At 65.9% G+C, this 25,706-nt stretch carries 25 protein-coding genes; 7 read left to right on the top strand and 18 right to left on the bottom strand.

The annotated features are described in order from the left end of the window. Positions 1-35: 35 nt before the first annotated feature. The 7 genes from ACILR9_RS15970 to ACILR9_RS15940 form a co-directional block, all read right to left on the bottom strand. Positions 36-2,165 carry an adenylate/guanylate cyclase domain-containing protein gene (locus tag ACILR9_RS15970; protein WP_395710936.1) on the bottom strand — a complete coding sequence of 710 codons (2,130 nt, stop codon included), beginning with the start codon at positions 2,163-2,165 and terminating at the stop codon, positions 36-38. A 9-nt stretch (positions 2,166-2,174) separates the two neighbouring features. Further along, positions 2,175-2,918 carry an RraA family protein gene (locus tag ACILR9_RS15965; protein ID WP_395710935.1) on the bottom strand — a complete coding sequence of 248 codons (744 nt, stop codon included), beginning with the start codon at positions 2,916-2,918 and terminating at the stop codon, positions 2,175-2,177. A 15-nt stretch (positions 2,919-2,933) separates the two neighbouring features. Further along, entirely contained in the window at positions 2,934-4,034 is a 1,101-nt protein-coding gene (locus tag ACILR9_RS15960; RefSeq protein WP_395710934.1) for a calcium:proton antiporter, read from the bottom strand. 109 nt (positions 4,035-4,143) lie between these two features. Further along, positions 4,144-5,097, bottom strand: a complete 954-nt coding sequence (locus tag ACILR9_RS15955) for a branched-chain amino acid ABC transporter permease (RefSeq protein WP_395710933.1) — start codon at positions 5,095-5,097, stop codon at positions 4,144-4,146. An 11-nt stretch (positions 5,098-5,108) separates the two neighbouring features. Next, the gene (locus ACILR9_RS15950; protein WP_395710932.1) at positions 5,109-5,954 is read right to left on the bottom strand and encodes a branched-chain amino acid ABC transporter permease; all 846 of its coding nucleotides are present in this window, start codon (positions 5,952-5,954) and stop codon (positions 5,109-5,111) included. Positions 5,955-5,956: 2 nt separating this feature from the next. Further along, positions 5,957-6,661: an ABC transporter ATP-binding protein gene (locus ACILR9_RS15945; RefSeq protein WP_395710931.1), complete on the bottom strand. Its 705-nt coding sequence runs from the start codon at positions 6,659-6,661 to the stop codon at positions 5,957-5,959. Continuing rightward, a complete protein-coding gene (locus ACILR9_RS15940) occupies positions 6,654-7,412 on the bottom strand; it encodes an ABC transporter ATP-binding protein (RefSeq protein WP_395710930.1) in 759 nt (252 codons plus the stop codon). The genes ACILR9_RS15945 and ACILR9_RS15940 overlap by 8 nt, the downstream gene beginning before the upstream one ends. Before the next feature lie 151 nt (positions 7,413-7,563). On the opposite strand from ACILR9_RS15940, the gene ACILR9_RS15935 reads away from it, so the two are divergent. Further along, positions 7,564-8,787: an ABC transporter substrate-binding protein gene (locus ACILR9_RS15935; protein WP_395710929.1), complete on the top strand. Its 1,224-nt coding sequence runs from the start codon at positions 7,564-7,566 to the stop codon at positions 8,785-8,787. 154 nt (positions 8,788-8,941) lie between these two features. After that, the gene (locus ACILR9_RS15930) at positions 8,942-10,195 is read left to right on the top strand and encodes an MFS transporter (RefSeq protein WP_395710928.1); all 1,254 of its coding nucleotides are present in this window, start codon (positions 8,942-8,944) and stop codon (positions 10,193-10,195) included. A 48-nt stretch (positions 10,196-10,243) separates the two neighbouring features. Here ACILR9_RS15930 and ACILR9_RS15925 read toward each other — a convergent pair whose 3' ends face one another. The 5 genes from ACILR9_RS15925 to ACILR9_RS15905 all read right to left on the bottom strand — a co-directional run bounded on the left by ACILR9_RS15925 (position 10,244) and on the right by ACILR9_RS15905 (position 15,541). Further along, positions 10,244-11,092, bottom strand: a complete 849-nt coding sequence (locus tag ACILR9_RS15925) for a carbohydrate ABC transporter permease (RefSeq protein WP_395711033.1) — start codon at positions 11,090-11,092, stop codon at positions 10,244-10,246. A 2-nt stretch (positions 11,093-11,094) separates the two neighbouring features. Then, positions 11,095-12,003, bottom strand: a complete 909-nt coding sequence (locus ACILR9_RS15920; RefSeq protein ID WP_395710927.1) for a carbohydrate ABC transporter permease — start codon at positions 12,001-12,003, stop codon at positions 11,095-11,097. 167 nt (positions 12,004-12,170) lie between these two features. Next, positions 12,171-13,541, bottom strand: coding sequence for an ABC transporter substrate-binding protein (locus tag ACILR9_RS15915; protein WP_395710926.1), 1,371 nt, complete (start codon positions 13,539-13,541; stop codon positions 12,171-12,173). A 54-nt stretch (positions 13,542-13,595) separates the two neighbouring features. Next, positions 13,596-14,402 carry an alpha/beta fold hydrolase gene (locus tag ACILR9_RS15910; protein WP_395710925.1) on the bottom strand — a complete coding sequence of 269 codons (807 nt, stop codon included), beginning with the start codon at positions 14,400-14,402 and terminating at the stop codon, positions 13,596-13,598. 167 nt (positions 14,403-14,569) lie between these two features. Further along, positions 14,570-15,541, bottom strand: a complete 972-nt coding sequence (locus ACILR9_RS15905) for a Bug family tripartite tricarboxylate transporter substrate binding protein (protein WP_395710924.1) — start codon at positions 15,539-15,541, stop codon at positions 14,570-14,572. A 42-nt stretch (positions 15,542-15,583) separates the two neighbouring features. On the opposite strand from ACILR9_RS15905, the gene ACILR9_RS15900 reads away from it, so the two are divergent. Next, entirely contained in the window at positions 15,584-16,561 is a 978-nt protein-coding gene (locus tag ACILR9_RS15900; protein ID WP_395710923.1) for a Bug family tripartite tricarboxylate transporter substrate binding protein, read from the top strand. Between the two features lie 84 nt (positions 16,562-16,645). On the opposite strand, the gene ACILR9_RS15895 is transcribed toward ACILR9_RS15900, so the two are convergent. The 3 genes from ACILR9_RS15895 to ACILR9_RS15885 all read right to left on the bottom strand — a co-directional run bounded on the left by ACILR9_RS15895 (position 16,646) and on the right by ACILR9_RS15885 (position 18,455). Continuing rightward, on the bottom strand, positions 16,646-16,972 hold the full coding sequence (locus tag ACILR9_RS15895; RefSeq protein WP_395710922.1) for an NIPSNAP family protein: 327 nt from the start codon (positions 16,970-16,972) through the stop codon (positions 16,646-16,648). Between the two features lie 162 nt (positions 16,973-17,134). Beyond that, positions 17,135-18,022: an MBL fold metallo-hydrolase gene (locus ACILR9_RS15890; protein WP_395710921.1), complete on the bottom strand. Its 888-nt coding sequence runs from the start codon at positions 18,020-18,022 to the stop codon at positions 17,135-17,137. Positions 18,023-18,146: 124 nt separating this feature from the next. Continuing rightward, a complete protein-coding gene (locus tag ACILR9_RS15885; RefSeq protein ID WP_395710920.1) occupies positions 18,147-18,455 on the bottom strand; it encodes a hypothetical protein in 309 nt (102 codons plus the stop codon). A 99-nt stretch (positions 18,456-18,554) separates the two neighbouring features. On the opposite strand from ACILR9_RS15885, the gene ACILR9_RS15880 reads away from it, so the two are divergent. Continuing rightward, positions 18,555-19,988 (top strand): amidase, encoded by a 1,434-nt coding sequence (locus ACILR9_RS15880; protein WP_395710919.1) that lies wholly within the window; start codon positions 18,555-18,557, stop codon positions 19,986-19,988. Between the two features lie 271 nt (positions 19,989-20,259). Here ACILR9_RS15880 and ACILR9_RS15875 read toward each other — a convergent pair whose 3' ends face one another. Continuing rightward, complete coding sequence (locus ACILR9_RS15875; protein WP_395710918.1) at positions 20,260-21,135, bottom strand: SDR family NAD(P)-dependent oxidoreductase; 876 nt, start codon at positions 21,133-21,135, stop codon at positions 20,260-20,262. Positions 21,136-21,232: 97 nt separating this feature from the next. Here ACILR9_RS15875 and ACILR9_RS15870 point away from each other — a divergent pair, with 97 nt between their 5' ends. Beyond that, entirely contained in the window at positions 21,233-22,477 is a 1,245-nt protein-coding gene (locus ACILR9_RS15870) for a serine hydrolase domain-containing protein (protein ID WP_395710917.1), read from the top strand. 8 nt (positions 22,478-22,485) lie between these two features. Then, positions 22,486-23,361, top strand: coding sequence for a TauD/TfdA dioxygenase family protein (locus ACILR9_RS15865; RefSeq protein ID WP_395710916.1), 876 nt, complete (start codon positions 22,486-22,488; stop codon positions 23,359-23,361). On the opposite strand, the gene ACILR9_RS15860 is transcribed toward ACILR9_RS15865, so the two are convergent. Then, entirely contained in the window at positions 23,286-23,516 is a 231-nt protein-coding gene (locus tag ACILR9_RS15860) for a TRASH domain-containing protein (protein WP_395710915.1), read from the bottom strand. The genes ACILR9_RS15865 and ACILR9_RS15860 overlap by 76 nt on opposite strands. Between ACILR9_RS15860 and ACILR9_RS15855 the strand changes: the two genes are divergently transcribed. After that, on the top strand, positions 23,406-24,761 hold the full coding sequence (locus tag ACILR9_RS15855; RefSeq protein WP_395710914.1) for an MFS transporter: 1,356 nt from the start codon (positions 23,406-23,408) through the stop codon (positions 24,759-24,761). The two genes, ACILR9_RS15860 and ACILR9_RS15855, sit on opposite strands and share 111 nt — an antisense overlap. A gap of 305 nt (positions 24,762-25,066) precedes the next feature. On the opposite strand, the gene ACILR9_RS15850 is transcribed toward ACILR9_RS15855, so the two are convergent. Continuing rightward, the coding region (locus ACILR9_RS15850; protein WP_395710913.1) for a hypothetical protein at positions 25,067-25,706 on the bottom strand (640 nt) is incomplete at its 5' end.

Genomic DNA, 25,706 nt, shown 5'->3' with positions numbered 1-25,706 from the left:
GCCGGCCGGGCATGCGAGCGCGCGCGACCGGCGGCTCACAGCCTCAGCAGCCATGCCTCGACATGGCCTTTGCCCTTCACCTCGATCGGACCGCGCGGCTCGAACACGAACTCGTCCTTCAGCCTTTCATAGACGGGACGCGTCACCTGGATCATGTCGGGAATGCCACCGGACTCCATGCGGCTGGCCAGGTTCACGGTATCGCCCCACAGGTCGTAGATATACTTGCTCTTGCCGATGACGCCGGCGACCACAGGGCCGGTGTTGATGCCGACGCGCAGCCTCATCGAGACCCTGTGCTCGAGCGCATGCTCGCGAGTGATGTGCACCATGCGAATGGCCATCCGCACCATGCGGGCTGCATGATCGGCCACGGGAACCGGCAGGCCGCATACAGCCATGTAGGCATCGCCGACGGTCTTGATCTTCTCGATGCCGAGCTCGCGGGCCGACTCGTCGAAGCGGCTGAACAGCCCGTTCAACAGCTTGACGACGTTGGCCGGCGGCATGCCTGCCGCCATCTCGGTGAAGCCGACGATGTCCGCGAAAGCGACGGTCACCTCGGCAAATCCGTCGGCAATGCTCATCTCGCCATCGCGCAATCGGTTGGCGATCGGCGCCGGCAGCACGTTCAGCAGCAGCTCTTCGTTCTCACGGTTCTTGGCTGCGATGACCTGGCTCTTCTCGCGCAGCTCGTCGACCATTCGATTGAAGGCCAGGCAAAGCTGGCCGATCTCGTCACGGGTGCGCACCGCGACATGGGCATCGTGGTTGCCGGCGGCGAAGCGTTGCACGCCCGACGTGAGCTCCCGCAGCGGCCCAAGCAGCGAACGCGCAAGCCAGGCGGCGGTAGCGACCACGACGAGCAGCGCCAGCGCACCGACAAGCAACAGTTCGCGCTCCAGCTCGCGCACCGCGGCGAAGGCTTCAGACGAGTCGATCTTGGCGACGAGCGCCCAGTTGACTCCCGACACCCGGACAGGTCCCCAGGACGCGAGCGTCTCTTGACCGAGATACCCCACGATCTGGCCGGTCCCCTCGATGCCGCCCAGGGCGGCGCGCGTCGCCGTGGTGTCGATGCGCTGATTCAGGACCGGCGTGCCGAACTTGCGAATGTCGGCGATGTCCTCCTTCGACTGGCCCTCCTCCAGGCTGGCGAAGTAGGCGTCGCGGTTCTCGAAGAACAGGCGGGGCGAGGAACGCACGTAGTAGCCCGGGCCGACGAGATAGGCTTCCCCGGTGGAGCCGAGGCCTTCATGGCGCCAGCGCTTTCCGCTGGTGACGATGTTGTCGATCTCGTCGATCGAGAGCTGGATAACCAGCACGCCGGTCACCACGCCCTGATCGATGATCGGCGCAGCCATGGAGGCCATCGGTCGGCCATCCGACGGCAGGTAGTCGGCGAAATCCTCCAGGCAGGTCGCGGCCGCATTGGGCGATTCGGCGCAACGCGAGGCCGCGGCCGCCACGTTCGAGTCGCGATAAGGCTTGGCGACAAGCGACAGGCCGAAGTCGGGCTCCTTGTCGACCGAATAGATGACCCGGTGCGTCTTGGGGTCGACCAACATGAAGTCGGCGAAGCCGAGCGTCGCGGCGGCCGTACGCATCAACGGATGATAGAGGGCGTGGGCCCGGCTGTAGGCGCTGCCGTCGCCGGCGTTGTCGAGCAGCCGCCGGCGCAGCGGCGGATACGGGTTGCCGACGATGTACCAGTCCTGCAGGAAGTATGGCCCCGATCCGACCGGGAGAAACTCGCTCGCCGGCGCTTCGCTGCCGGTCAGGCGCCGCACCATCGGCAGGTAGTGCCGTTCGTACCAGCCATCCACCCGTTCCTGCACCTCCTTCGGCACCGCCATGCGATCGAGCTGGTCGACGGCCTCGCGAAAGTCCCGCATGGCGTCGACCGCCATCTTGGTGCCCGCCAGCACGCGCATCTCGCGGCGGATGCCGTGGAAGTAGGTCTCGATCTGATGCGCCTTGGTCTCGCGTATCGCCGTGAGCTGGTTGAAGATGGTTTCCTGCAACGCATCGCGGGCCCGCAGGTAGCCCAGCACGCCGGTGATCAGCACGCCGGCCGCCCCCAGCAGCAGCAGGACGGCGAACAGCCTGGCTGCCAGCCCGAATCGCGACGGAACGACGCTCGCCGGCAACCGCTCGGCCGGCATGCCGATCCGCTACGCCTTCTTCGGCGTGTAGGCGCCGCCGGAAGAAGCGGCACGCACCTCCGCCGCCGTCTTGGCCTTGCGCAGCAGGACAAGGCGCGCCGCCTCGTCGTCGAGCATGGCGCGCGCATTCTTGACGATGGCTGGCGCATGGACCGGCGGGAACTTGACGGCACCGTTCTCGTCCATATGGATGAGATCGCCTGGTGCAACGTCCATGCCGCCGACCGAGACTGGCACGTTGACGGACTGGACGGCCATCTCGCCGTGGCCTGCGGTCACGCCGCCGAGCAGAAGCTGAAAGCGCAGCTTGCGGATGGCGTCGACGTCGCGCGACGGACCGTTTGACAGGAGACCGACGCAGCCGACCGCCATCATCGAGCTCACCATCATCTCGCCGGCGAGGCCGGCCTTGTTGTGCAGCTCGGGCGGCCATTTCTGCTGGATCACCAGAATGGTGGGCTTCTTCATCGCGTCGAGCGCATCGATCACGTCCATGAAGGACAGCCGGCCGCTGAAGTTCGGATCCGGAAGGCCATAGACGCAGGTCACGGCATAGCCGACGATCGGCCCCATCTCGGGATAGAGGCAGCGGATCGACGTGTCGGTGTACCAGTTCTCCGCCCATGGGTTGTAAAGGCCGAGGCACAGCGGATTCTTCGGGTAGGTCGCCACCACGTTGGTGATGGTCGGCGTATCGATCTTGCGCAGCTCGGCAAGGATGGTGTCGTCGAGCGCGGCAGCTGAATCGGTCATGGCGGCTTTCCCCCTCTACGGAACGAATAACATGAAGACGAAGACGGCGAACAGCACGAGATGAACGAAGCCCGGCAGGATGTTCGTGCGTCCGCCGACGAACGTCACCAGACTGACACCGAAGGTGAGAGCCAGCAGCGCCGTGTCGTGCCGATCCATGCCGAGCTCCAGGGGCTGCTTCAGCACGATGGCGAGGAGGCTGACGGCCGGGATGGTGAGGCCGATGGTCGCCAGCGAAGATCCCAGGGCGAGATTGAGGCTCTTCTGCAGCTCGTTGCGGCGCGCTGCGCGCAGTGCCGCCAGGGTTTCCGGCAGCAGCACCAGAAGGGCGACCAGCAATCCGATGGCTTCGGTCGGGGCGCCCACCTTCAGGATCATCGCCTCCATCGATCCCGCGACGCCTTTGGCCAACAGCACCACCGCGACCAGGCCGATGACGAGCAGGACCACGCTTTCCCAGACCTGGCGCGTTCCAGGCACCACGGCGTGGTCCTCGTCTCCGTCCCCAAGATCGGACAGGAAATAGTCGCGATGGCGTACCGTCTGGACGTAGAGGAACACGGCGTAGAGCGCGAGGGTGGTCGCGCTGACGAAGCCGAGCTGGGCGTTCGAGTAGTAGGCGCCGGGCGCGCTGGTGGTGTAGCTCGGCAAGATCAGGGTCAATGTGGCGAGCGGCATCAGCACGATCAGGTAGGCGTTGGTGCCGGGCAGGCGGAATCCCTGCTCGCCGTAGCGCAGCCCTCCAACGATCAGGCACAGCCCGACCACGCCGTTGCATACCACCATGATGACCGCATAGACGGTCTCGCGCGCGAGACCGGGCTGGCCCTTGCCGGCCAGCATTATGGACAGGATCAGCGCGACCTCGATCACCGTCACGGCAACCGTCAGGACCAGGGTGCCGTACGGCTCGCCGGTGCGGTGGGCGATGACATCGGCATGATGCACAGCCGCGAAAACGACCGCCAGCAGGACGCCCAGCCCCACCAGGGAAAGCCCCGCGCGATGCGCTTCCGAGATGTCGGCCGCCCCCGAGGCCCAGGTGATCGCCAGGGCAGCGGCGAAGCCCACGAGGGGAACCATCCGTCCCAGAAAGCGCCTGCGTGCCGTCGCCATCGCCGTCCTCGTCCATCCCACCGACCGCGTCGGTATAACAGGTCGGTGCCTCGATTGGACCTCGAACGGGGCGTCGCTGCCGGCCGTCGATCAGCAGGCCTTCGGGACGTCAGTCATCGCCCGCAGCAGGGCGCGGCGTCGTACGTCGCCTCCACCATTCGGCAAGCTCGCCGACCAGGCCCTTGCGGAAGGCAATGACGATGACCACGAAGATCACGCCCTGGATCACCAGCACGAACTCGCCCGCCGAGGCCAGGTAGTTCTGCATGGTGATGATGACGAAGGCGCCGACCACCGGGCCGATGATCGTGCCGAGCCCGCCGACCAACGCCATCAGCACGACCTCACCCGACATGGCGGCGCTGACGTCGGTCAGGGTGGCGAACTGCAGCACCATCGCCTTGGTGGATCCGGCAAGGCCCGCCAGGGCGGCCGACAGCACGAAGGCCAGGAGCTTGTAGCGATCGGCCTCGTAGCCCAGCGACACGGCGCGCTGCTCGTTGTCGCGAATCGCCTTCAGGATCTGGCCGAACGGCGAATGGATGAAGCGATAGATTGCGCCGTAGCCGAACAGGAAGATGGCCAGCACGACGTAGTACAGCACGCGATCGTTCCTGGTCGGGATCAGCCCGCCCAGGAGCGCCTTGCGCGGGATGCCCTGCAGGCCGTCCTCGCCGCCGGTGAACGGCGCCTGGACGCAGAAGAAATAGATCATCTGGGCGAAGGCGAGCGTGATCATGGCGAAGTAGATGCCCTGGCGACGGATCGCCAGCGCCCCGGTCACCAGCCCGAGCGCCGCCGCGCCGGCGACGCCGGCCAGCAGCCCGACCTCGGGCGGCAGATCCCACGCCTTGACGACGTGGCCATAGAAGTAGCCGGCTGCGCCGAAGAACATGGCATGGCCGAAGCTCATCAGGCCGACATAGCCCAGCAGCAGGTTGAAGGCGCAGGCGAACAGCGCGAAGCAGAGCGCCGTCATCAGGAACACCGGATAGGCGACCCACGGCGCCGCCAGGGCGCCGGCGGCGACGACGAGGGCGATGACAGTACGCTGGCCGTTCATTTGGCCCACCATCACTTGGTTTGGCCGAACAGGCCGGCCGGCTTGACCAGCAGCACGATCGCCATGACGACGAAGATCACCGTGTTGGCAGCGGGCGGGTAATACACCTTGGTCAATCCCTCGATCAGGCCGAGCCCGAAGCCGGTGACGATCGAGCCCATGATCGAACCCATGCCGCCGATCACCACCACGGCGAACACGACCAGCACGAGGTTGGTGCCCATCAGCGCCGATACCTGCTGGATCGGCGCCGCCAGCACGCCGGCCAGGGCGGCGAGCGCGACACCCAGGCCGTAGGTGAGCGTGATCAGGCGGGGCACGTTGATGCCGAAGGCCCGCACCAGCGTCGGGTTCTCGGTAGCGGCACGAAGATAGGCGCCAAGCTTGGTGCGCTCGATGCCGTACCAGGTGGCGAGACAGATCACGAGCGCGGCTACGACCACGAACAGCCGATAGCTCGGCATGATCATGAAGCCGAGATCGGTGCCGCCGGTGATCGGCGCCGGATAGGGCGCGCCCGAGGAGCCCCATTTCCACTGGAACAGCCCCTCGATGATCAGCGCCATGCCGAAGGTCAGCAGGAAGCCGTAGAGATGATCGAGATGATAGATGCGCTTCAGCAGCAGCTTCTCGAGCACGACGCCGAACAGGCCGACGATGATGGGCGCCAGCACCAGCGACGCCCAGAACGGCACGCCCAGGAGGCCGAGCAGCAGCCAGGCAGCGAAAGCACCCATCATGAACTGCGCGCCGTGCGTGAAATTGATCACGTTCAGCATGCCGAAGATCACGGCAAGCCCCAGGCTCAGCATGGCGTAAAAGGCCCCGTTGACGAGGCCGAGGGCAACCTGTGCCATCCCTATACTCCGAGATAGGCTTGCAGCTTGCCGATGTTCTGCTGAACATCGGCCGAGGCGATCATGTCGACCACGCGGCCGTCCTCCATCACGTAGTGGCGGTCGGCCACGGTGGCCGCGAAGTGAAAATTCTGCTCGACCAGCAGGATGGTGAAGCCGCGGCCCTTGAGCTGGCGAATGATCTCGCCGATGCGTTGCACGATCACCGGCGCCAGCCCTTCGGTCGGCTCATCGAGCAGCAACAGGCTCGCTCCGGTGCGCAGGATGCGGCCGATCGCCAGCATCTGCTGCTCGCCGCCCGACAGCTTGGTGCCCTGGCTGCGCCGCCGCTCCAGCAGGTTGGGGAACAGCTGGTAGATCTCGGCGAGGCTCATGCCGCCCGGCCGCACGACCGGCGGCAGCAGCAGGTTCTCCTCGACATTGAGGCTGGAGAAGATACCGCGTTCCTCGGGGCAGTAGGCGAGGCCCAGTCGGGCAATCTGGTCGGACGGACGGCCCACCGTCTCGCGCCCGTCGAAGCTTACCGAGCCGGTGCGCTTCTCGACGATCCCCATGACCGACTTCAGCGTCGTCGTCTTGCCCGCGCCATTGCGGCCGAGCAGGGTCACCAGCTCGCCACGCGCGATTTCGAAGCCCACTCCATGAAGGATATGCGATTCGCCGTACCACGCCTGCAGTGCATCGACCTTGAGCAATGTGTCAGCCATGGCCGGTTCCGACATACGCTTCGACGACGGCAGGATCGGTCGACACCGTGGCATAAGGCCCCTCGGCCAGGACCTCGCCGCGCGCCAGCACGGTGATGGTGTCGGACAGGTCGGCGACCACGGACATGTTGTGCTCGACCATCAGCACGGTGCGATCCTTGGCGACCGAGCGGATGAGCGCAGCGATACGCTTGATGTCCTCCTGGCCGAGACCGGCCATCGGCTCGTCGAGCAGCATCATTTCGGGCTCCAGCGCCAGCGTGGTGGCGATCTCGAGTGCCCGCTTGCGGCCGTAAGGCAGTTCCACAGCCGGCAAGTGGGCAAAGTTGGTCAGACCGACCGCCTCGACCAGTTCGCGGGCGCGCCCGTCGAGCCGGCTCAGCACTTTCTCCGAGCGCCAGAAATGGAAGGAATTTCCCAGCTTGCGCTGCAGAGCGACACGAACGTTCTCCAGCACGCTGAGATGCGGAAACACCGCCGAGATCTGGAACGACCGGGCGAGCCCCATGCGGGCGATCCTGGCCGGCGAGCTGCCGGTGATGTCGCGACCGTTGAAGCGGATCTGGCCCGCCGTCGGGACCAGGAAATGGGTGAGCAGATTGAAGCAGGTGGTCTTGCCGGCACCGTTCGGGCCAATCAGGGCATGGATGGTATGCCGCTTGACCCGCAGATCGACATTCTTGACTGCGACGAAGCCCTTGAACTCCTTCGTCAGTCCTCGTGCTTCGAGGATTGCTTCTTCTTGTGCCATTCACCTCCCCTGACCCTCGGCGAATTAATCGAAGCCGGATGCCCCTGTCCAGCACTGGAGCACGGGCATTGGAGCACGGGCACTGGCGCACGGCTTGACCGCTCGTTAGATTTCGGGCCCTTACCGGGGAGTTGGTTTGGGAGGGTTTGTGATGAGTTTCGTGAAATCCATTCGCTACGGCGGCGCGGCGGCAGCCGCGGTCGGCCTGACGGCGGTGGGCCTGATTGCCGTGGCGCAGGCCCAGGCGCCGGCCCCGCTGAAGATCGGCGTCATGGAGGGGTTCTCCGGCGTCTATGGCGATCTCACCGCCGGTGAGGTCGAGTCGATGCAGATGGCGATCGAGGATGTCGGCGGCAAGGTGCTGGGGCGCCCGGTCGAGATCCTGTCGGCCGACCATCAGACCAAGCCCGATGTCGGCGCCCAGATCGCGCGTCGCTGGTACGACGTTGACGGCGTCAAGATGATAACCGGCCTGGGCACCTCCTCGGTGGCGCTGGCGGTGCGCAAGATCTCTCAGGAAAAAGGGCTGATCGACATCAACACCGGCGCCGCCTCGGCCGACCTGACCGGCCCTGCCTGCTCCGAGACCGGCGCGCACTGGGTCTACGACACCTACGCTCTTGCCAATGTCACGGGCGCGGCGATGGTGAAGGCAGGCGGCGACTCCTGGTACTTCCTCACGGCCGACTACGCCTTCGGGCATGCCCTGGAGCGCGATGTCACCGCCGTGGTCAAGGCCGCTGGCGGCAAGGTCCTGGGCAGCGTCAGGCATCCTCTGAGCACCCAGGATTTCTCCTCGTTCCTGCTGCAGGCCCAGAGTTCCAAGGCCAAGGTGATCGGTCTCGCGAATGCCGGCCAGGACACCATCAATTCGATCAAGCAGGCAGGTGAGTTCGGCATCACGAAGGGCGGTCAAAAGCTGGCTGGCCTGCTGGTGTTCGCGACCGACGTCCAGTCGCTCACCCTGCCTGTCGCCCAGGGACTGGTGCTCACGGAGTCGTTCTACTGGGATCTCAACGACGAGACGCGCGCCTGGACCAAGCGCTACCGCGCCAAGAAGGACCGCCTGCCGAGCATGCTGACGGCGGGTGTCTACAGCTCGACCCTGCATTATCTCAAGGCCGTGCAGGCGGCAGGTACCGACGACGCCAAGCCGGTGATGGCCAAGATGCGCGAGCTGCCGGTCAACGACGTCATGACCAAGAACGGCAAGCTGCGCGAGGACGGACGCCTGGTGCGCGATATGTACCTGTTCGAGGTCAAGTCGCCCTCGGAGTCCAAGGGCAAGGACGACATCTACAAGCTGATCTCGACCGTGCCCGGCGACCAGGCCTACCGCCCCCTCAAGGATGGCAAATGCCCGTTCGTGAAGTAGTCGAGGCTCGACGACGAAGAGAAAGGGCGCCCGCGGGCGCCCTTAATCTTGTGCGGTGCTTGCACGAATTGACGCGCTCCTGTCTCATGGCCGGCAAATCGGGAGCAACGCCTAAGTGACCAGTCAGGATCGGCCCCTCGAGGGGGCCTGGGGCATGACCGCCCTGCTCTTCTTCTTCATGCTGATCAACTTCGCCGACAAGGTCGTGGTCGGGCTCGCGGCCCAGCCGATCATCGCCGACCTGAAGCTGTCGCCCGAGCAGTTCGGCCTGATCGGATCATCGTTCTTTTTCCTGTTCGCGATCTCCGCGGTCGTGGTGGGCTTCATCACCAACCGCGTGCAGACCCGCTGGACCCTTCTCGTCATGGCGATCATCTGGTCGGTTGCGCAGTTCCCGATGGTGGGCATGGTGAGCCTCGAGGTGCTGATCGCCTGCCGCATCGTCCTGGGGGCCGGCGAGGGCCCCGCCGGCCCGACCGCCACGCACGCGATCTACAAATGGTTTCCCGATTCGCTGCGCGGCATGCCGACCGCCATCATTGCCCAGGGCTCGGCGCTGGGCGTCATCATTGCGGTGCCGGCGCTCAACTACATCATCGTCCGCTATTCCTGGCACTGGGCATTCGGCGCCCTCGGCATCGTCGGCCTGCTGTGGGCGGTCGCGTGGCTGTTCCTCGGCCGCGAGGGCACGCTGGTCGACCCGCCGGTCAGCGACCATGGCGGGCACGAGCACGTGCCCTACCGCTACCTGCTGACCTGCCCCAGCATCGTGGCGATGTGCTGCGCCGGGTTCGCCAGCTACTGGGGCCTGGCGCTCGGCCTCACCTGGTTCACCTCCTACATGGTCCAGGGCCTGGGCTACAGCCAGCAGGTCGGCGGCAATCTCACCATCCTGCCGTGGATCTTCGGCATGTTCGTCGTATTGGGCGGTGGCGCCCTCTCGCAGCGGCTGAAGCGGAGCGGCGCCTCGAGCCGGGCCAGCCGCGGCGTCTTCGCCTCCCTCACCGTGATCCTGGGCGGTTGCCTCCTGCCCTTCGTCGGCATCATGCCGACGCCCGAGCTGAAGCTCGCCACCCTGGTGGTCGGCGCGGCGGTCGGCAGCACGATCTACGTCGTCATCCCGATGATCGTGAGCGAGCTCACGCCGCAACCGCAGCGCGCCGCCATGCTCGCCATCACCACCTCGGTCGTCACCCTGGCCGGCGTCATCGCGCCGCTCGCGATGGGCGCGGTGGTGCAGAACGCCGTGACGCCGATGCTGGGCTACGAGCGCGGCTACGTCATCCTCGGGCTGCTGCTTCTGGCCGGCGGCCTGATCGGACTGCTGTTCATCCGACCGGAGGCCGACCGCAAGCGGCTGGCGGCGCACGCCGTCGCCCTGCCGCCCCTGCAGCCCGCCCGCGCCTGACGCGCGTGTCCTCCCCAGCTTCGCTGGGAGGAGAACGAGAAGAAGAGCCTACCCCTTCACCGCCCCGGCAGTGAGGCCGGACGACATGTACTTGCGGAAGGCATAGTAGATCGCCGCCGGCGGCAGGGCATAGATGAAGCCTGCCGTCATCAACAGCTCCCACGGCGAATCGTCGGCCGACAGGAAGTTGCCCAGCGCCACCGGGAGCGTGATCGCCGTCTCGCGCGACAGCAGGAGGAAGGCGTAGAGATATTCGTTCCACGCCAGCAGCAGCGCATACGTGCCGACGGCAATCAGCGACGGCACCATCAGCGGGATGTAGATCAGGCGGAACATCTGGAACGGCGAGGCACCGTCGATCAGGGCGGCCTCGTCGAGCTCGACCGGCAGCTTGTCGGAAGCCTGGCGCAGGATCCAGATGGCGTAGGGCGAGGCCACCGTGACCATGGCCAGCACCAGCGCCCAGTCGTTGTTGAGCAGGCCGTACATGCCCATGGTCTTGTACATCGGCACGGCAAGGAAGGCGGCCGGAATGAAATAGGTCAAGAGCGCCAGGTTCATCACCAGGCGGCCGCCCTTCATGCGCAGGCGGCTGATGGCGAAGGCGGCGGCGCTGGCGATCAGCAGGGTGAGCAGCGCGGTGCCGCACGAGATCACCAGCGAATTCGCCATCTGCAGCCAGAAATTATAGAGAAAATGGTGCTTCTGGCCGAACACGATCTCGAAGTTGCGGATCGTCGGCTGGCTCGGCCAGAGTTGGCCGGAGAACGCTGCGTCCTTGGGCGAGATCGCAAACAGAAGCATGTGGTAGATCGGGATCACCGTCCACAGCAGGACGGGAATGCCGACCAGGAGCAGCGCCGCCTCCGTGCTCACGCCGCGCATGAATTTGCGCATCGTCATTTCGACAACCGCCGCATCATGAAGAACACCAGCGGCAGGATCAGCGGCAGCGCACAGACGATCGACGCCATGGCGAGCCCGACCTGGTCGAGTCGCAGGTAACGGATGCCGAGCGTGGCCAGCACGTGCGTGAGATCGGCCGGACCGCCGCCGGTCAGCAGATAGACGCTGTTGAAGTCGCCGACCGTGAAGATCATCGAGAGCAGCGTGCAGGTGACATAGAGCGTGCTGATCGACGGCCAGGTGATGAAGCGGAAGCGATGCCAGGCGCCGGCGCCGTCGACCGAGGCCGCTTCGTAGAGCTCGCCGGGAATGGCGAGCCGGCCGGCGAGCAGGATCAGGGTCCAGAACGGCAGCGACTTCCAGATGTGCACGGCCATCGAGAGCGACAGCGCGAGCGTCGGATCGTTCAGCCAGTTCGGGCCGTCATCGGCCGTCAGCTTGAAGATCAGGGTGTTGATCACGCCCCATTCGGGGTTGAGCATGAAGCGGATCGACAGGATGGTCGGGATCGACGGCACCGCCCACGGCAGCACGAACAGCACCGCCAGCACCTTCACCCACCAGCGCTTCTGGGCGAAAAAGCCGGACAGGAACAGGGCAAGCACCATCTTGATGTTGATCGCCACGACCAGGAAGACCAGCGTGTTGATCACGGTGCGCAGGAAGATCGGATCCTGCGCCAGCTCGACATAGAGATGCGGGCTGCGCGCCAGCCAGAACGCGTAACCCACCGGAAAGACGACGAAGCCCAGGAAGATCGCGATATAGGGCGCGGTGAACAGCAGCCCCCACACCTGGTTCGGCGACAGGGCAAAGCCAAACCACTGCTGCTTCGCCCGGCGCACGGGTGCGGCTGCGCTCGCGGCACTGAGCGGATACGCGGCTTCGATGTTCTGACTCATGGGGCTATCGAATGAACGCCTTTCAGACGCTCCTCCCCAGCTCCGCTGGGGAGGTGTCGCCGTCTTACGGCGACGGGGGGGTCATGAGCACCACCACGGACGCTTATGACCCCTCCGTCCGCGATTACGCGGACACCTCCCCAGCTCCGCTGGGGAGGCAAATGACCCTAGCCGGCGACCTGCTTGATGCGGGCGATCATCTCGTCGACCGCCTTGTCGACCGGCACCTTCTCGTTGACGACGCGGTTCATCGCCTTGGCCCACACGTTCTCGTTGTTGAGAATCGTGAACTTGTAGTTCTTGGTGAACTCGAAGGGCAGCGTGCCGGCCTTGAACTGGTCGTACACCGCCTTGCGATGCTTGTCGGCCTGCCAGAACGGGCTCTCCTGGCTCGCCCTGGTCACCGGGAACCAGCGGCCCAGCGCGCCCTCGACGTAGGGGCGGAGGTTCTCCTCCTCGAGCATGAACTTCAGGAATTCGCGCGCCCGCGCCTTGTTCTTCGAGCCTTCGAAGATGACTCCGACCTTGACCGCGGTGCGATAGACCATCGGCGAGCCGTCGGGCTTCTTGGGAAAGCCGGCGGTGGCGATCAGCTCGTCGTAGGCCTTGCGGCCGGCGGCGCGCTGCTCGTCGGTCAGCGCCGGGTTGTTGGCGTCGTCGAGCCACTTGGCGGCGATCGAGATCGTGTAGTTGTGCGTCATCACGATCGTGCGGTTGTGGAAGGCGACGTTGTTGTCGGGATCCTTCCACGTCGTCGACGATGGCGGCGTGCAGCCCTTCACATACACGTCGGTGTAGTCCTTGAGCGCGGCGATCAGCCCTTCGCGCACCTTCGGATCGTCGACCAGCAGCTTGCCCGAATCGTCGACCAGCTTGACGTTGTAGGCGTCGACCCAGCTCAGGAACGACTGGAACGAGTCGGTCGACTCGACGCCCATCGGGCTGCCGATGCCGTAAACGCGCTGGCCGGTCGCCTTGCGGATGGCCGGCTGCACCTTGTCGCACCAGAAGGACCAGTACTCCTTCCAGGTACCGGGAACGTCGTTCTCCTTGAAGCCGGCCTGGCCCAGCATGTCCTTCCAGTATTGGATGTGCAGGGTCTGCTGCTTCAGCGCGAAGCCGTAGTATGCTTTCTTCTTGGCCTTGTCGTTCCACAGGTAGGCGGTCTCGATGGTGACCGGCGCGAAGCGGTCCTTCATCGGCCCGATGACGTCGGAGATGTCCTCGAGCTTGCCGTCGAACGCCCACTTGCCGGCAGTCTGCACGTCGTAGGTGTCCGAGTAGGCGATGTCCGGCGGCGTGCCGGCGTCGAGCGCGGCTACCGACTTGGCGTTCATGTCCTGGACGGCGTACTGCGACAGCTCGACCTTCACGCCGGTCTTGGCTTCGTACTTCTTGATGGCGGCGTAGAGCGCGTCATCCTCGGATTTGTAGAAGCCCTTCACCCACCAGACCGTGAGCTTCTCCTGGGCGAAAGCGGGCGTGCCAGACAGGGCAATCGCCAAAGCAGCAGCAGCGGCCAATACGCGGCGTCTCATCGTTCCCTCTTGGATAGGTAGCCGTCCTCCCCGGGACGTCGGCGCGCACGGATATCAGCCGACCCCGCGGGAGTCGAGGAAAGTCCGCAGCAGATCCGCGCACTGCGCCGCATGCGAAAAAGGCAGACCATGGCGGGCATGCCCGATCACATTGAGCTCGGACCCGGGCAGCAACTGGTGCAACTCTGCCATGACCGGAACGGGAATGAAGGGGCTGCCGTCCGGATGCAGCAGCAGCGTCGGGCAGCCTATGCGCTCGAGTCGTGCTGAAAGATCGGTGCCGACCAGCACCTTGAGCGCATTGAGGATCGACTCGCGCGGCCACCTCTCCTGCTGTGCAGCGAACCACGCCAGCCGCTCGGGCGACAGCGCGCCGTCATGGAAGCGGCCGGGCAGGAAGGCATCGGACCAGGCCTTTACGCCTCCTGTGTCGAGCTGGCTCTGCCACTCCTCGACACTGCGGATCGACGCCCCGAGATGGGCGCCATTGCTGACGGTGAGGGTGAGGAGGCGCTCGGGCCGCGCGATCGCGGCGGCCAGCGCGATCGTGCCGCCGATCGATTCTCCAACGAGATGAAACTGTTGCAACCCCGCCGCGTCGGCCACGGCAAACAGATCGTCGACCAGGAGATCGAGCGACCAGTCGAAGTCGGCGGGCGGGATATGCGATCGCCCGCTCCCGCGCATGTCGAAGGTGACCAGGCGATGCGCGTCGCTGAGCGCCGGCAGCCATCCCGCCCACAGATCGGCGCTGGCGCCGATCCCGTGATGGAACAGGATTGCCGCGCGTGGACTGCGCCACGGCGCGACCTGGTCGACGACGTCGTAATGAAGGGAGCCGTGCAGGGTTGCAGCAAACATGTTCTCGACCTTCATTCTCTTCCGGACGGCGAGCGTAAAATCAAAGGTCCCTCGCCAAGCTCGGGATGACACCGATATTGTCATCCCGAGAAAGGGACTTGCGAAGCAAGTGCCGTGAGCGAGAGACCCTTCTTCTTGGGCTGGCGGTCCGGGAGCCTCGGATCTCCTCAGTCCGCCCGCATGCCGGCGGACTGGATGACGTCGGCCCACTTCTTGCGGTCGGCGACGATCATCGCCTTGAGGTCGGCCGGCGAACCGATCAGCACCTCCATGCCGTTCTCGGTGTAGCGCTTCTGCAGATCGGGCTTGGCGCTGGCTGCGCGCAGCGCCTTGTTCCAGAGCTCGGTGAGATCGGCCGGCAGGCCGCGCGGCCCAAACACGGCGAACCAGTTCACCACCTCGTAGCCTGGCAGCCACTGCGATATCAGCGGCAGGTTGGGGAACATCGGAGACGCCTTTTTCCCGCCGAACGCGATCGGGATCAGCCCGCCGCCGCTGATTTGACCCAGGAACTCGGGCATGTTGCCGAACATCACGTCGCAATTGCCGGCAACCATGTCCTGGATGGCCGGCGCGCCGCCGCGATAGGGCACGTGCAGCAGATTGACGCCGGCCAGCTTCTTGAACAACTCGCCTGCGAGGTGCTGCGACGTGCCGTTGCCGGCCGACGCATAGGTGATCTTGCCGGGATTCTTCTTCGCCTGCTCGATCAGCTCGGGCACGGTCCGGAACGGCACGTGCTTGCCGAACACCAGGATGTTGGGAACGTTGGCGGCGCTGGCGATTGGCGTCAGGTCGGCGTCGACGTTGATCGGCAGCTTCTGGCCCGGCATCACCGGCGCCACGCACATCGCCGCCATTGCCGCCAGCCCGATCGTGCGCCCATCCGGTGTCGCATTGGCGACGGTTTCGTTGGCGATGAAGCCCGACGCGCCGGACTTGCTCTCGACGATCACGTTCTGGCCGACCTCCGATTTGACGGCCTCGGCCAGAAGGCGGCACAGCAGATCGGCGTTGCCGCCCGGCGGAAAGCCGCAGAAGAACCGGACATCCCCGCTGACCTTCTGCGCCAGGACCTGCGGAGCCGACAACAGACCGACGGCGGCAACACTGCCGCTCATGAACTTTCTACGTTGCATTCAATTGCCTCCCTGAGCGCGCGGAGCCTAGCATGTTCCGCCATGTCCCTGCTCACCCGTCGTGCCCTGGCGGCCGGCCTCGCCGCCCTCCCCTTCGCGAATATTCACGCGCAAGAGGTGGATTTTCCCGACCGCCCGCTGCGCTTCGTCGTCGGCTTTCCGCCGGGTGGCCCCAACGACCTGCTGGCGCGGGTCGTGGCGCCCGGCATCGGCGAGCGGCTGAAACGCTCCGTGGTGGTCGAGAACCGCGCGGGCGCGAACGGGGAGATCGCCGCCGCCTCGGTCGCCAAGGCGCCGGCTGACGGCAGCGTGTTCATGCTGGCCTCGAACGGCTCGACGACGGTCGCGGCCGCGCTCAACCGCAACCTGCCCTACGACGCGCGCACCGACTTTGCCGCGGTGGCGCCGGTCGGAATCAATCCCATGCTGCTGGTCGTGCGCAACGATCTGCCTGCCAGGGACGTCGCCGAGCTGCTCGCCCTGGCGCGCGCCCAGCCGGGCAAGCTCAACGGTGCGTCGGCCGGCGCCGGCGGCGCCACGCATCTCGCGCTCGAGCTGTTCAAGGCGCTGGGCAAGGTCGACATCGTGCACGTCCCCTACAAGGGCGGCGGGCCGGCGATGGCCGACCTGATGGCGGGCCTGGTCGATGTCTATTTCGGCGGCCTGTCGACGGCGCTGCCGCACGTCAAGGCCGGCAAGATGCGCGCGCTCGGCCAGACCTCGACAACGCGGTCGGCGGCGGCGCCGGACATCCCGACCATCGCCGAGGCCGGCCTGCCCGGCTACGAGGCGGCGATCTCCTACGGCATCTTCCTGCCCGCCGGCGCCGCGCCAAGCCTGGTGCGCCGCCTGCATGCCGCAGTCGACGCCACGATCCGCTCGCCCGACGTGGCGCGGAAATTCTCCGAGCTCGGCGCCGACCCGCAGTTCGGCACGCCCACCGAATTCGCCGCCTACGTTGCGGCCGACCTTGAGAAGTGGGCGGCGCTCGCCAGGCAGGCCGGGCTCAAGGTCGAGTGATCGCCATGCTCTTCTGGACCGCGGGCGGCTCACATGTTCATGAGCGGGCGAGACGCCCGCGGTCCGGAAAAGCCTTAACGACGGCTACTTCACCGACGAGAAGGCGGTCGGCGCCAGGAACTGGTTGGCGACGTTGGCCACGATGGCGCCGTCCTTCTCGGTCTCGGCACGCTTGGCCAGCCATTCGGGATCGGCGGCGAAGGCGTTCCACTTCCTCTCGCGATCGGCGAGCGATTCCCAGGCCAGCAGGTAGTAGAGTTCCTGGTTGGACTCGCCCACCAGCGTCGTCCAGAAGCCGGCCTGCTTGATGCCATGGCGCTCCCAGATTTTGAGCGTGATCGTGTTGAAGCGGTTGAGCAGCGCCGGCAGGCGGCCAGGCACGCATTTGTAGACACGCAGTTCGTAGATCATTTTTCCTCCGGTTCTGACAATTCTCGAGCCAATTGATGAGCCGTCCGTGAACAATGCGGCACTGAAAGGTCCCCACGCTGCGCTCGGGATGACAGCAATTCTGTCATCCCGAGCGCCCCAGGGGGACCTTTGAAAGCCGAAAACGTCGCGCGTGTCACCTGCCTAGAACCCGCCGTCGAAGCGCGGCACGAAGCCGGCGCCCTTGTGATCGATGTGGCAGGTGAACGGCGCGCCGAAATGGCAGGGCATCAGCCGGGCGCCCGATCCGGCGCAATGTTCCAAGGCCTCGCGCCGGCTCTTGCGCGCGCCGGCAGCCTCGCCGCAGGCGAAGCTGTTCCATTCCGGATGATAGACCTGCAGCGCGTGGTGCAGGATGTCGCCGCAGAACAGTGCCTTCTCGCCGCGCGATTCGAACTTGATGGCGATGGTCCCGGGCGTATGGCCGGGTGCCGGCGTGATCTCCATGTTCTCGTCGAGCCGTGCCGCACCGTCGACCATCTGGGTCAGCCCGGCCTCGACGACCGGCAGCACCGAATCGCGGAACGAGCCGGCGTTGGCCGGTCCGGTCTTCGGATCGCTGTCGACCCTGAGATAGTGATCGTAGTCGGTCCGGCTGAAGACGTACTTGGCGTTCTTGAAGGTCGGCACCCATTTGCCGTTCTCGAGCCTGGTGTTCCAACCGACATGATCGACATGCAGGTGCGTGCACATCACCATGTCGACCTGGTCGGGCTCGACGCCGGCTTCCTTGAGCCGCTCGAGATACTTGCTCTCCATGAGGTGCCACTTGGGCCGATGCGGGCGCGACTTGTGATTGCCGACACAGGTGTCGATCAGGATGCGCTTGCCGCCGATCGTCAGCAGCCAGCTGTGCACGCTGAGCTTCAGGGAGTTCGAGGCTTCCTCGTAGTGGGCCGGCATCAGCCAGTCGCGGTGCTGCTGCACCACCTCCGGTCTCCAGTCCGGAAAGAACATCTTGGCGTCGAAGTTCGGCTCGTACGATTCTTCAACACGCCGCACCGTCGCGGCTCCGACCTTTACCTCGACCATCCCGTCCTCCCGATTGCCGGCACCTTAGCCTTGGCCATCGGTCGGCGGGAAGTCTGCCGTTTCGACAAGGCGCAATTCCGATCCGATGGAACCGCAAACGGCTCCGTCAAATCGGAAAGCGTTTCTAAAACGGGAGGCGGCGCGCCTCGAGACGCTCGAGATGGCGATGCGCGGACACGGCGACGATGGCCGAACCGATCGGCGTCAGCGGCAGCAGGATGATGAAATGGATGCCGAGCTGGCGCGGATCGAACGTGTCCGGCACCAGCATGCCGATGGCGACCGTCATGATGAAGAACATGACTGCGAAGACCAGCCCGCTGACACCGCCCATCATTGCCGCGACGGTCGTGTTGGTAGCGACATAGTAGCCGATGTAATAGCTGAGAGCGAAGGCAGCGGCACAAGCGACCAACGCCGTAATGCTCTCCATCGAACTCTCCTCCAAATATGCTCTCGACTCGCAAGAATTGTGAAATGAAACTGGTTCAGTGTGACGTAGATCACATTGCCCCGAAATCAACAAAAACGCATGACTCCCCAAGATATTGCCTGGCTTTCCGCAGTCGAACTCCAAATACTTTACGCACGGGGTGAAACGTCGCCCGTCGACGTTCTCGAAATATTCCTGGGGCGGGCCCATGCCCTGCAGCCCCATCTCAATGCCCTTGTCCTGACCGACGAGACGGTCGCACGCACCGCCGCCCGGGCGTCTGAGGTCCGTTGGCGGAGCGGCACGCCCCTGTCGCTGCTCGATGGCATCCCGACAACCATCAAGGACACGACGCCGGTCGAAGGTTGGCCGACCCGCAACGGCTCGCACGCCACCGACGAGACGCCGGCGGTGGAAAGCGCCCCGGTGGTCGATCGATTGCAGAAGGCCGGCATGGTCGTGTTCGGCAAGTCGGCGACGCCGGAATTCGGCTGGAAGGCGCTCACCGATTCGCCCCTGCAGGGCACGACACGCAGCCCGTGGAACCTTGGGCACACGCCCGGCGGCTCGTCGGGCGGCGCCTCGGCGCTCACGGCGGCAGGCGTCAACCCGTTCAATCACGGCAACGATGGCGGCGGGTCGATCCGCATTCCCGCCGCCCATACCGGGCTGGTGGGCTTGAAGCCGTCCTTCGGCCGCATCCCGCAATACCCGGCTGACGGCCCCTTCGCCGACGTGATTTCCCAGGGCGTGCTGTCGCGCACCGTTCGCGACACCGCTCTCGCCCTTACTGTTCTGGCCGGTCCCGACCTGCGCGACTGGCGTTCGCTGCCGGCCGATCCGCGCGACTATACGGTCGGCTTGGAGGAAGGCGTGCGCGGGCTGAAGCTCGGCCTCAGCCTCGACCTCGGTCATGTCGAGGCCGATCCCGAGGTGCGCGCGCTGGTCGCCGCCGCCGCCCGGCGGTTCGAGGACATGGGCGCCGTGGTCGAGGAGGTTGGCCCGCTGATCGAGCCGCTTCGTCACTCCTTCGAGCCGCTGTGGATCGGCAGCTTCGCCACGCGGCTGCGCCAGATCCCGACGCAGCTTCAGGCCAAGCTCGATCCCGGCTTCCGTGCCGCCGCCGAGAAGGGCATGGCGATCACGCTTGCCGACTATGCCAGGGCCTACGAAGCCAAGAGCAAGCTCACCCGCGACATGGCGCTGTGGCACCAGAAGTACGATCTGCTGCTGGCGCCGGTGACCCCGACCGCCGCGCCGGCGGTCGAGACGCTGTATAATTCGGAAGCGTTCCCGCGCTGGACCAAGGGCGCGCCCTACACGCTGCCGTTCAACCTGACCGGCCAGCCCGCGGCGTCGATGCCGGCCGGCCTCACCGCCTCGGGCCTGCCGGTCGGCCTGCAGATCATCGGTCCGGCGCGCGCCGACGCGCTCGTGCTGCGCGCCATGCGCGCCTACGAGAGCGCGTCGGGTTGGACGTGGCCGCAGGCCAAGGTGATGGAGACGCTCTCTCATTTACCTCCCCAAGCGTAGCTTGGGGAGATGTCGCCGTCTTCGGCGACGGAGGGGTCATGAGCAGCAGGACTGGGGCCTATGACCCCTCCGTCAGCGTGAGACGCTGACACCTCCCCAACGAAGTTGGGGAGGAGGATGAGAGGAGCGCGACCCTTGTTCCTCCCCAGCTTCGCTGGGGAGGAGTCCGCGTAATCGCGGACGGAGGGGTCATGAGCCCCAGTCCTGCTGCTCATGACCCCTCCGCCCCGTATGACGGGGCACCTCCCCAGCGAAGCTGGGGAGGACAGGACTAATCCAGATCCAGGCCGTTCATGCCGGCGTTCTTGCGCGCCTTGCTGGCAAGCTCGGTGAGGATCTTGCCCGCCGCGCGCGGGTCGAGGATCGGCTTGGCTTCCGGGCCCTTGTGCCAGCCCTCGGCCACCGCGAACTGACCGTTGCCGGCCTGGAAGACGCGGCCCGTGATCTCGCGGCTCTCCTCGCTCACCAGCCAGGTGGCGACAGGCGCAATCCATTTCGGGCTGCGCGTCTCCTTGTCCTCTTCCGTGTAGGTGCGCAGGTCCTCGGTCATGCGCGTGAAGGCGGAGGGCGAGATCGAGTTCACGGTGACGCCGTAACGGCCCAGCTCGCGCGCCGCAATCACGGTGAACGAGGCGATGCCGGCCTTGGCCGCGCCGTAGTTGGTCTGGCCGATATTGCCGTAGATGCCCGACACCGACGTCGTGGTGATGATGCGCGCATCGACCGGGCCGCCCTTCAGCTTGGCCTGGTCGCGCCAATAGGCCGCGGCATGGCGCGCCGGCGCGAAGGTGCCCTTGAGATGGACCTTGATGACGGCGTCCCATTCGTCCTCGGTCATGTTGACCAGCATGCGGTCGCGCAGGATGCCGGCGTTCAGCACCACGGCATCGAGCTTGCCGAAGGCCGAGACCGCCTGGTCGATCATGCGCTTGGCACCGTTCCAATCGGAGACGTCGTCGCCGTTGGCGACGGCGTCGCCGCCCTTGGCCTTGATCTCGTTGACCACCTGCTGGGCGGGGCCGACGTCATTGCCCTTGCCGGCGCGATCGCCGCCCAGATCGTTCACCACGACCTTGGCACCGTGCTCCGCCAGCATCAGGCAGTGCTCGCGGCCGACACCGCGCGCGCCGCCCGTCACGATGGCCACTCTGCCTTCGCACAATCTTGCCATTGCTCCCTCCCGTTTCTGGTGTGTCTGGCCGTGTCGTCTGGGCTAGTCTAGCGGCACACCGAGGAGGATCGCCATGGACACTCTGCCGCTCGTCGCCCCGGAACAGGTCGGCCTTTCCGCAACGCGGCTCGATCGCGTGCGCAAATGGATGCATCGCTGGGTCGACACCGGCCGGCTCGCCGGCATGGTGACAGTCGTGATGCGCCGCGGCGAGCTCGCCTTCGCCGAGACGGTCGGCAAGGCCGATATCGAGCGCAACCGGCCGATGCGGCCCGACACGATCTTCCGCTTCTACTCGATGACCAAGCCGCTCACCTCGACGGCGATCATGATGCTCTACGAGGAAGGCCACTTTCAGCTCGACGATCCGATCTCCAGGTTCATCCCGGCCTTCGCCAATCCGAGAGTCTATGCCGGCGGCAGCCGCGGCAAGATCGATTCGGTGCCGGCCGAGCGTGAGATCACCTTCCGCGACCTGCTGACCCACACCTCGGGCCTGACCTACGGCTTCATGGAGAGCAACCCGGTCGATGCGCTCTACCGCTCCAAGACCAACGGCGTCGACTTCCAGACCGCCGACACCAGCCTGAAGGACCTTGTCGAACGGCTCGGGACCTTCCCGCTGATTGCCCAGCCCGGCAAGGCGTGGAACTACAGCGTCGCCACCGACGTGCTGGGCTACCTCGTCGAGGTCATCTCCGGCCAGCCGTTCCAGACCTACCTCAAGGAGAAGGTGCTGGCGCCGCTCGGCATGGTCGACACCGACTTTCACGTGCCGGCCGACAAGCACGAGCGCTTCGCCGCCAACTACCAGGCCGGCGCCTCGAGCGCCAATGGGGGCGGCAAGCTCGAGCTGATCGACGATCCGGGCAAGAGCAAGTACCTGGCGCCACGCCGCGTCAACTCGGGCGGCGGCGGACTGGTGTCGACGGCGTCCGACTACCTGCGCTTCTGCAAGATGATGCTGAACAAGGGCGAGATCGACGGCGTGCGCCTGCTCGGCCGCAAGACCGTCGAGCTGATGACCATGAACCATCTCAAGGGCGACATGGCCGACATGGGCATGCCGCGCTTCTCCGAGTCGACCTATTACGGCGTCGGTTTTGGCCTCGGCTTCTCGGTCATGATCGATCCGGCCAAGGCGCATATCCTGGGAACGCCCGGCGAGTACGCCTGGGGCGGTGCCGCCTCGACCGCCTTCTGGTGCGATCCCAAGGAGGACATGGCGGTGGTCCTGCTGACCCAGCTCATGCCGTCCTCGACCTATCCGATCCGCCGCGAGCTGCGCGTGCTCAGCTACCAGGCGATCGTCGACTGAGGCCCGCCATGCGCAACACCGGCCCCATCAAGGTTACCAAACTGCACCCGTTGTTCGGGGCCGAGATCACCGGCATCGACATCACGCGGCCGCTCTCGGCGCGCGAGTTCGGGCCGATCCGCGCGGCGTTCGAGGAGCATTCCGTCCTGCTGTTCCGCGACCAGCCGATGGACGACGAGAAGCAGATCGCCTTCAGCGAGAATTTCGGACCGCTGGAGACGACCGGCAGCTCCAACCCCGCCGCCGGCACCAAGTTCCAGCGCCAGTCCAACCTCGACATCCTGACCGGCGAGCCCATCCCGCCCGACGACATGCGCATGATCTACCAGAAGGCCAACTACTTCTGGCACTCCGACTCCTCGTTCAAGCGCGTCCCCTCGCTGTGCTCGGTCCTGACGGCGCGCCTCTGCCCGCCCGAAGGCGGCAACACGGAATTCCTGTCGATGCGCGCGGCGTGGAATGCGCTGCCGCCGGCGCTGCAGGCGACCATCCACCCGCTGATCGCCGAGCACTCGCTCGAATACTCGCGCAATCGCGTGCAGAAGGGCATCCTGAGTGCCAAGGCGATCGCCGAGCTGCCGCCGGTCAAGCAGCGGCTGTTCCAGGACAACCCGGTCAACGGCCGCCGCGCCCTCTATATCGGCGCGCATGCCGGCTTCATCGTCGGCTGGCCCAGGGCGACCGGCGAGGCCCTGCTCTACGAGCTCTCGCAGCGCGCCGACCAGCCGGAGTTCCGGCTGTCGCATCCCTGGCGCGAGGGTGACGTGATCGTGTGGGACAATCGCGCCGTCCTGCACCGCGCCACCTACTACGACACGGTGAAGTACAAGCGCTTCATGCAGCGCACCACGATCGGCGGAGACGTGATGACGGTGCCGCAATAGGCATGGCCGAGGCTCCCCAGGCAGCACCCTCGACGCCCGACGGAATGCCCGAGGGCTGGCCGCGCCGGTTCGCGGTGGCCACCATCACCATCGGGCTGATGATGTCGGTGCTCAGCAACTCGATGACCAACCTGGCGCTGCCCTACATCGCCCACGACCTCGACATCTCCGCCGAAAGCTCGATCTGGATCGTCAACGCGACCCAGATCGCGCTCATCATCTCGCTGCTGCCGGTGGCGGCGCTGGCCGACATCATAGGGTATCGCCACGTCTATCGCTTCGGGCTGGTGCTGTTCTCGCTGGCGTCGATCGGCTGCGCGCTGGCACCCTCGCTGTCATGGCTGCTGCTGGGGCGCACGATCCAGGGCCTCGGTGGTGCCGCCATCATGTCGGTCCAGCCGGCGCTGGTGCGGGCGATCTATCCGCGCGCCATGCTGGGCCGCGGCCTGGGCTTCAACACGACCGTGGTTGCGACCTCGCTGGCGGCCGGCCCGTCGATCGGGGCGGCGCTGCTGTCGATCAGCAGCTGGCCCGCCCTGTTTGCCGTCTACGTGCCGCTGGGTATCGTTTCCTTCCTGCTGTCCGAGCGCTACCTGCCGCGTACCACGCATACGCATCGACCGTTCGACATCCTCTCGGCCGTGCTGTCGGGCGCCACGTTCGGGTTGCTGATCTTCGGCATCGACGGCATGGGTCATGGTCATGCCCGCATCGTCATCGTGACGGAGCTGGTGCTGGCTGCGCTGCTCGGCACCTTGTTCGTGTGGCGCCAGAAAAGACTTGCCGACCCGATGATGCCGGTCGACGTATTCAAGCGGCCGATCTTCTCGCTGTCGATCTCGGCCGCGACCTGCACCTTCACCGCCCAGGGCCTGGCCTTCGTCAGCCTGCCTTTCTTCTTCCATACCGTGCTGGGAAGAAGCGCCACCGACACCGGCATCCTTCTCACCGCCTGGCCGCTGGCGCTGGCCGGTATCGCGCCGCTCGCCGGCCGCCTCGCCGATCGCCATCACCCGGGCCTGCTGGGCGCCATCGGCCTCACCAGCATGACCACCGGCCTGGTGCTGACGGCGCTGCTGCCGCCAGATCCGTCGAGCATCGACATCATGTGGCGCCTTGTGCTGTGCGGCGCGGGCTTCGGCATGTTCTCCGCCCCCAACAACCGCCTGATGATGAGCGCCGTGCCGCGCGAGAGAAGCGGCAGCGCCGGCGGCATCATCGCCACCGCGCGCACGCTCGGACAGACCATGGGCGCTGCCCTGGTCGCCGTGATGTTCGGCCTGTTCGACTTTTCGAATGGCGGCGGCGCCGCCGCCGACGCCTCCCGTGCCGCCATCTGGCTGGGTGCCGGCTTCGCGGGCACCGCCCTGGTGATCGGCAGCCTCCGCCTGCGGCTGTAGAAGCTTCTCCTCCCCAGCTTCGCTGGGGAGGAGAATGACTATGGCGCTCATCTCATTCTCCTCCCTAAGCGTAGCTTGGGGAGGTGTCCGCGTCTTCGCGGACGGAGGGGTCATGAGCCTCAGTCCCGCTGCTCATGACCCCTCCGTCGCCTAGGCATTTTGGCCGCAGAGCGGCCAAAAGCCCTTAGACGGCGACACCTCCTATGAAAATCGGGGCGGGCACCGCCCCGATTTTCTCAGCATCGTGGTGCGCGCCGGCGTGCTGGGGGTCTCCCCAGCGAATCTGGAGAAGAACATGAGATCAATCACGCCGACTGGCGCAGCGCGTCGGCCGCGGGGCTTCGCTCCTTGTCGATCAGGTCGGCCATCAATTGCCTGAACTGGGTCAGCGGGCCGTCGGCCGACGTCGCCAGCATGCGCGGTTGCGGCGTGAGATCGATGACGCGCTGCTGCGCCTCGATCATGGCATTGTCCTCGTCGAAGGCGCGACGGAACAGGTCGATCTGGGCATCGGCCTGCTGATCGTTGGCGCGCGCCCGCTCGAGGCAGCTCGAGAAGTAGTAGATCGACTGCTTTTCCGCGACGGGCGTGATCGCCTGGCTGGTCAACGAGGTCCAGAACGGCGTGTGCGACGGGTCCGGCGCCTTGTTGTTGCAGGCAGCCGCCGTGCCCGGCCGATAGAACTTGCTGGTGAGCAGGAAAACCCCGGGCACCATGTAGTCGTAGGACTGCCAGCTGTCGGTGCGCGTGCCGGGCGGCTCGCCGATATAGGGCGCCACCGGATTGTCGACGACCCAGCGTGCGATCCTGAGGCCGCGCTCGAGACGCGTCGCGCTCGGCCGGCTGTTGCCCCACGACATGCTGCCGCGGCCCAGCGTCTTGGCATGCACGTAGCTGAGATGGGTGAGATCGAGGAGATTGTCGTTGATGAGCTCGTAGTTCGCG

Source organism: Reyranella sp., from assembly GCF_044224635.1.
Classification (GTDB): domain Bacteria; phylum Pseudomonadota; class Alphaproteobacteria; order Reyranellales; family Reyranellaceae; genus Reyranella.
This window is presented reverse-complemented; position numbering and strand designations above follow the sequence as displayed.

Excerpts from the sequence above, each read along its gene's own strand:
- ACILR9_RS15950 (WP_395710932.1), bottom strand. The coding sequence starts at position 5,954 with ATGGCACAGGTTGCCCTCGGCCTCGTCAACGGGGCCTTTTACGCCATG.
- ACILR9_RS15960 (WP_395710934.1), bottom strand. The coding sequence starts at position 4,034 with ATGGCGACGGCACGCAGGCGCTTTCTGGGACGGATGGTTCCCCTCGTG.
- ACILR9_RS15970 (WP_395710936.1), bottom strand. The coding sequence starts at position 2,165 with ATGCCGGCCGAGCGGTTGCCGGCGAGCGTCGTTCCGTCGCGATTCGGG.
- ACILR9_RS15895 (WP_395710922.1), bottom strand. The coding sequence starts at position 16,972 with ATGATCTACGAACTGCGTGTCTACAAATGCGTGCCTGGCCGCCTGCCG.
- ACILR9_RS15865 (WP_395710916.1), top strand. The coding sequence starts at position 22,486 with ATGCGCAACACCGGCCCCATCAAGGTTACCAAACTGCACCCGTTGTTC.
- ACILR9_RS15930 (WP_395710928.1), top strand. The coding sequence starts at position 8,942 with ATGACCGCCCTGCTCTTCTTCTTCATGCTGATCAACTTCGCCGACAAG.
- ACILR9_RS15905 (WP_395710924.1), bottom strand. The coding sequence starts at position 15,541 with ATGCAACGTAGAAAGTTCATGAGCGGCAGTGTTGCCGCCGTCGGTCTG.
- ACILR9_RS15965 (WP_395710935.1), bottom strand. The coding sequence starts at position 2,918 with ATGACCGATTCAGCTGCCGCGCTCGACGACACCATCCTTGCCGAGCTG.
- ACILR9_RS15915 (WP_395710926.1), bottom strand. The coding sequence starts at position 13,541 with ATGAGACGCCGCGTATTGGCCGCTGCTGCTGCTTTGGCGATTGCCCTG.
- ACILR9_RS15940 (WP_395710930.1), bottom strand. The coding sequence starts at position 7,412 with ATGGCACAAGAAGAAGCAATCCTCGAAGCACGAGGACTGACGAAGGAG.
- ACILR9_RS15925 (WP_395711033.1), bottom strand. The coding sequence starts at position 11,092 with ATGCGCAAATTCATGCGCGGCGTGAGCACGGAGGCGGCGCTGCTCCTG.
- ACILR9_RS15920 (WP_395710927.1), bottom strand. The coding sequence starts at position 12,003 with ATGAGTCAGAACATCGAAGCCGCGTATCCGCTCAGTGCCGCGAGCGCA.
- ACILR9_RS15880 (WP_395710919.1), top strand. The coding sequence starts at position 18,555 with ATGACTCCCCAAGATATTGCCTGGCTTTCCGCAGTCGAACTCCAAATA.
- ACILR9_RS15870 (WP_395710917.1), top strand. The coding sequence starts at position 21,233 with ATGGACACTCTGCCGCTCGTCGCCCCGGAACAGGTCGGCCTTTCCGCA.
- ACILR9_RS15910 (WP_395710925.1), bottom strand. The coding sequence starts at position 14,402 with ATGTTTGCTGCAACCCTGCACGGCTCCCTTCATTACGACGTCGTCGAC.
- ACILR9_RS15955 (WP_395710933.1), bottom strand. The coding sequence starts at position 5,097 with ATGAACGGCCAGCGTACTGTCATCGCCCTCGTCGTCGCCGCCGGCGCC.
- ACILR9_RS15885 (WP_395710920.1), bottom strand. The coding sequence starts at position 18,455 with ATGGAGAGCATTACGGCGTTGGTCGCTTGTGCCGCTGCCTTCGCTCTC.
- ACILR9_RS15855 (WP_395710914.1), top strand. The coding sequence starts at position 23,406 with ATGCCCGAGGGCTGGCCGCGCCGGTTCGCGGTGGCCACCATCACCATC.
- ACILR9_RS15945 (WP_395710931.1), bottom strand. The coding sequence starts at position 6,661 with ATGGCTGACACATTGCTCAAGGTCGATGCACTGCAGGCGTGGTACGGC.
- ACILR9_RS15900 (WP_395710923.1), top strand. The coding sequence starts at position 15,584 with ATGTCCCTGCTCACCCGTCGTGCCCTGGCGGCCGGCCTCGCCGCCCTC.
- ACILR9_RS15890 (WP_395710921.1), bottom strand. The coding sequence starts at position 18,022 with ATGGTCGAGGTAAAGGTCGGAGCCGCGACGGTGCGGCGTGTTGAAGAA.
- ACILR9_RS15935 (WP_395710929.1), top strand. The coding sequence starts at position 7,564 with ATGAGTTTCGTGAAATCCATTCGCTACGGCGGCGCGGCGGCAGCCGCG.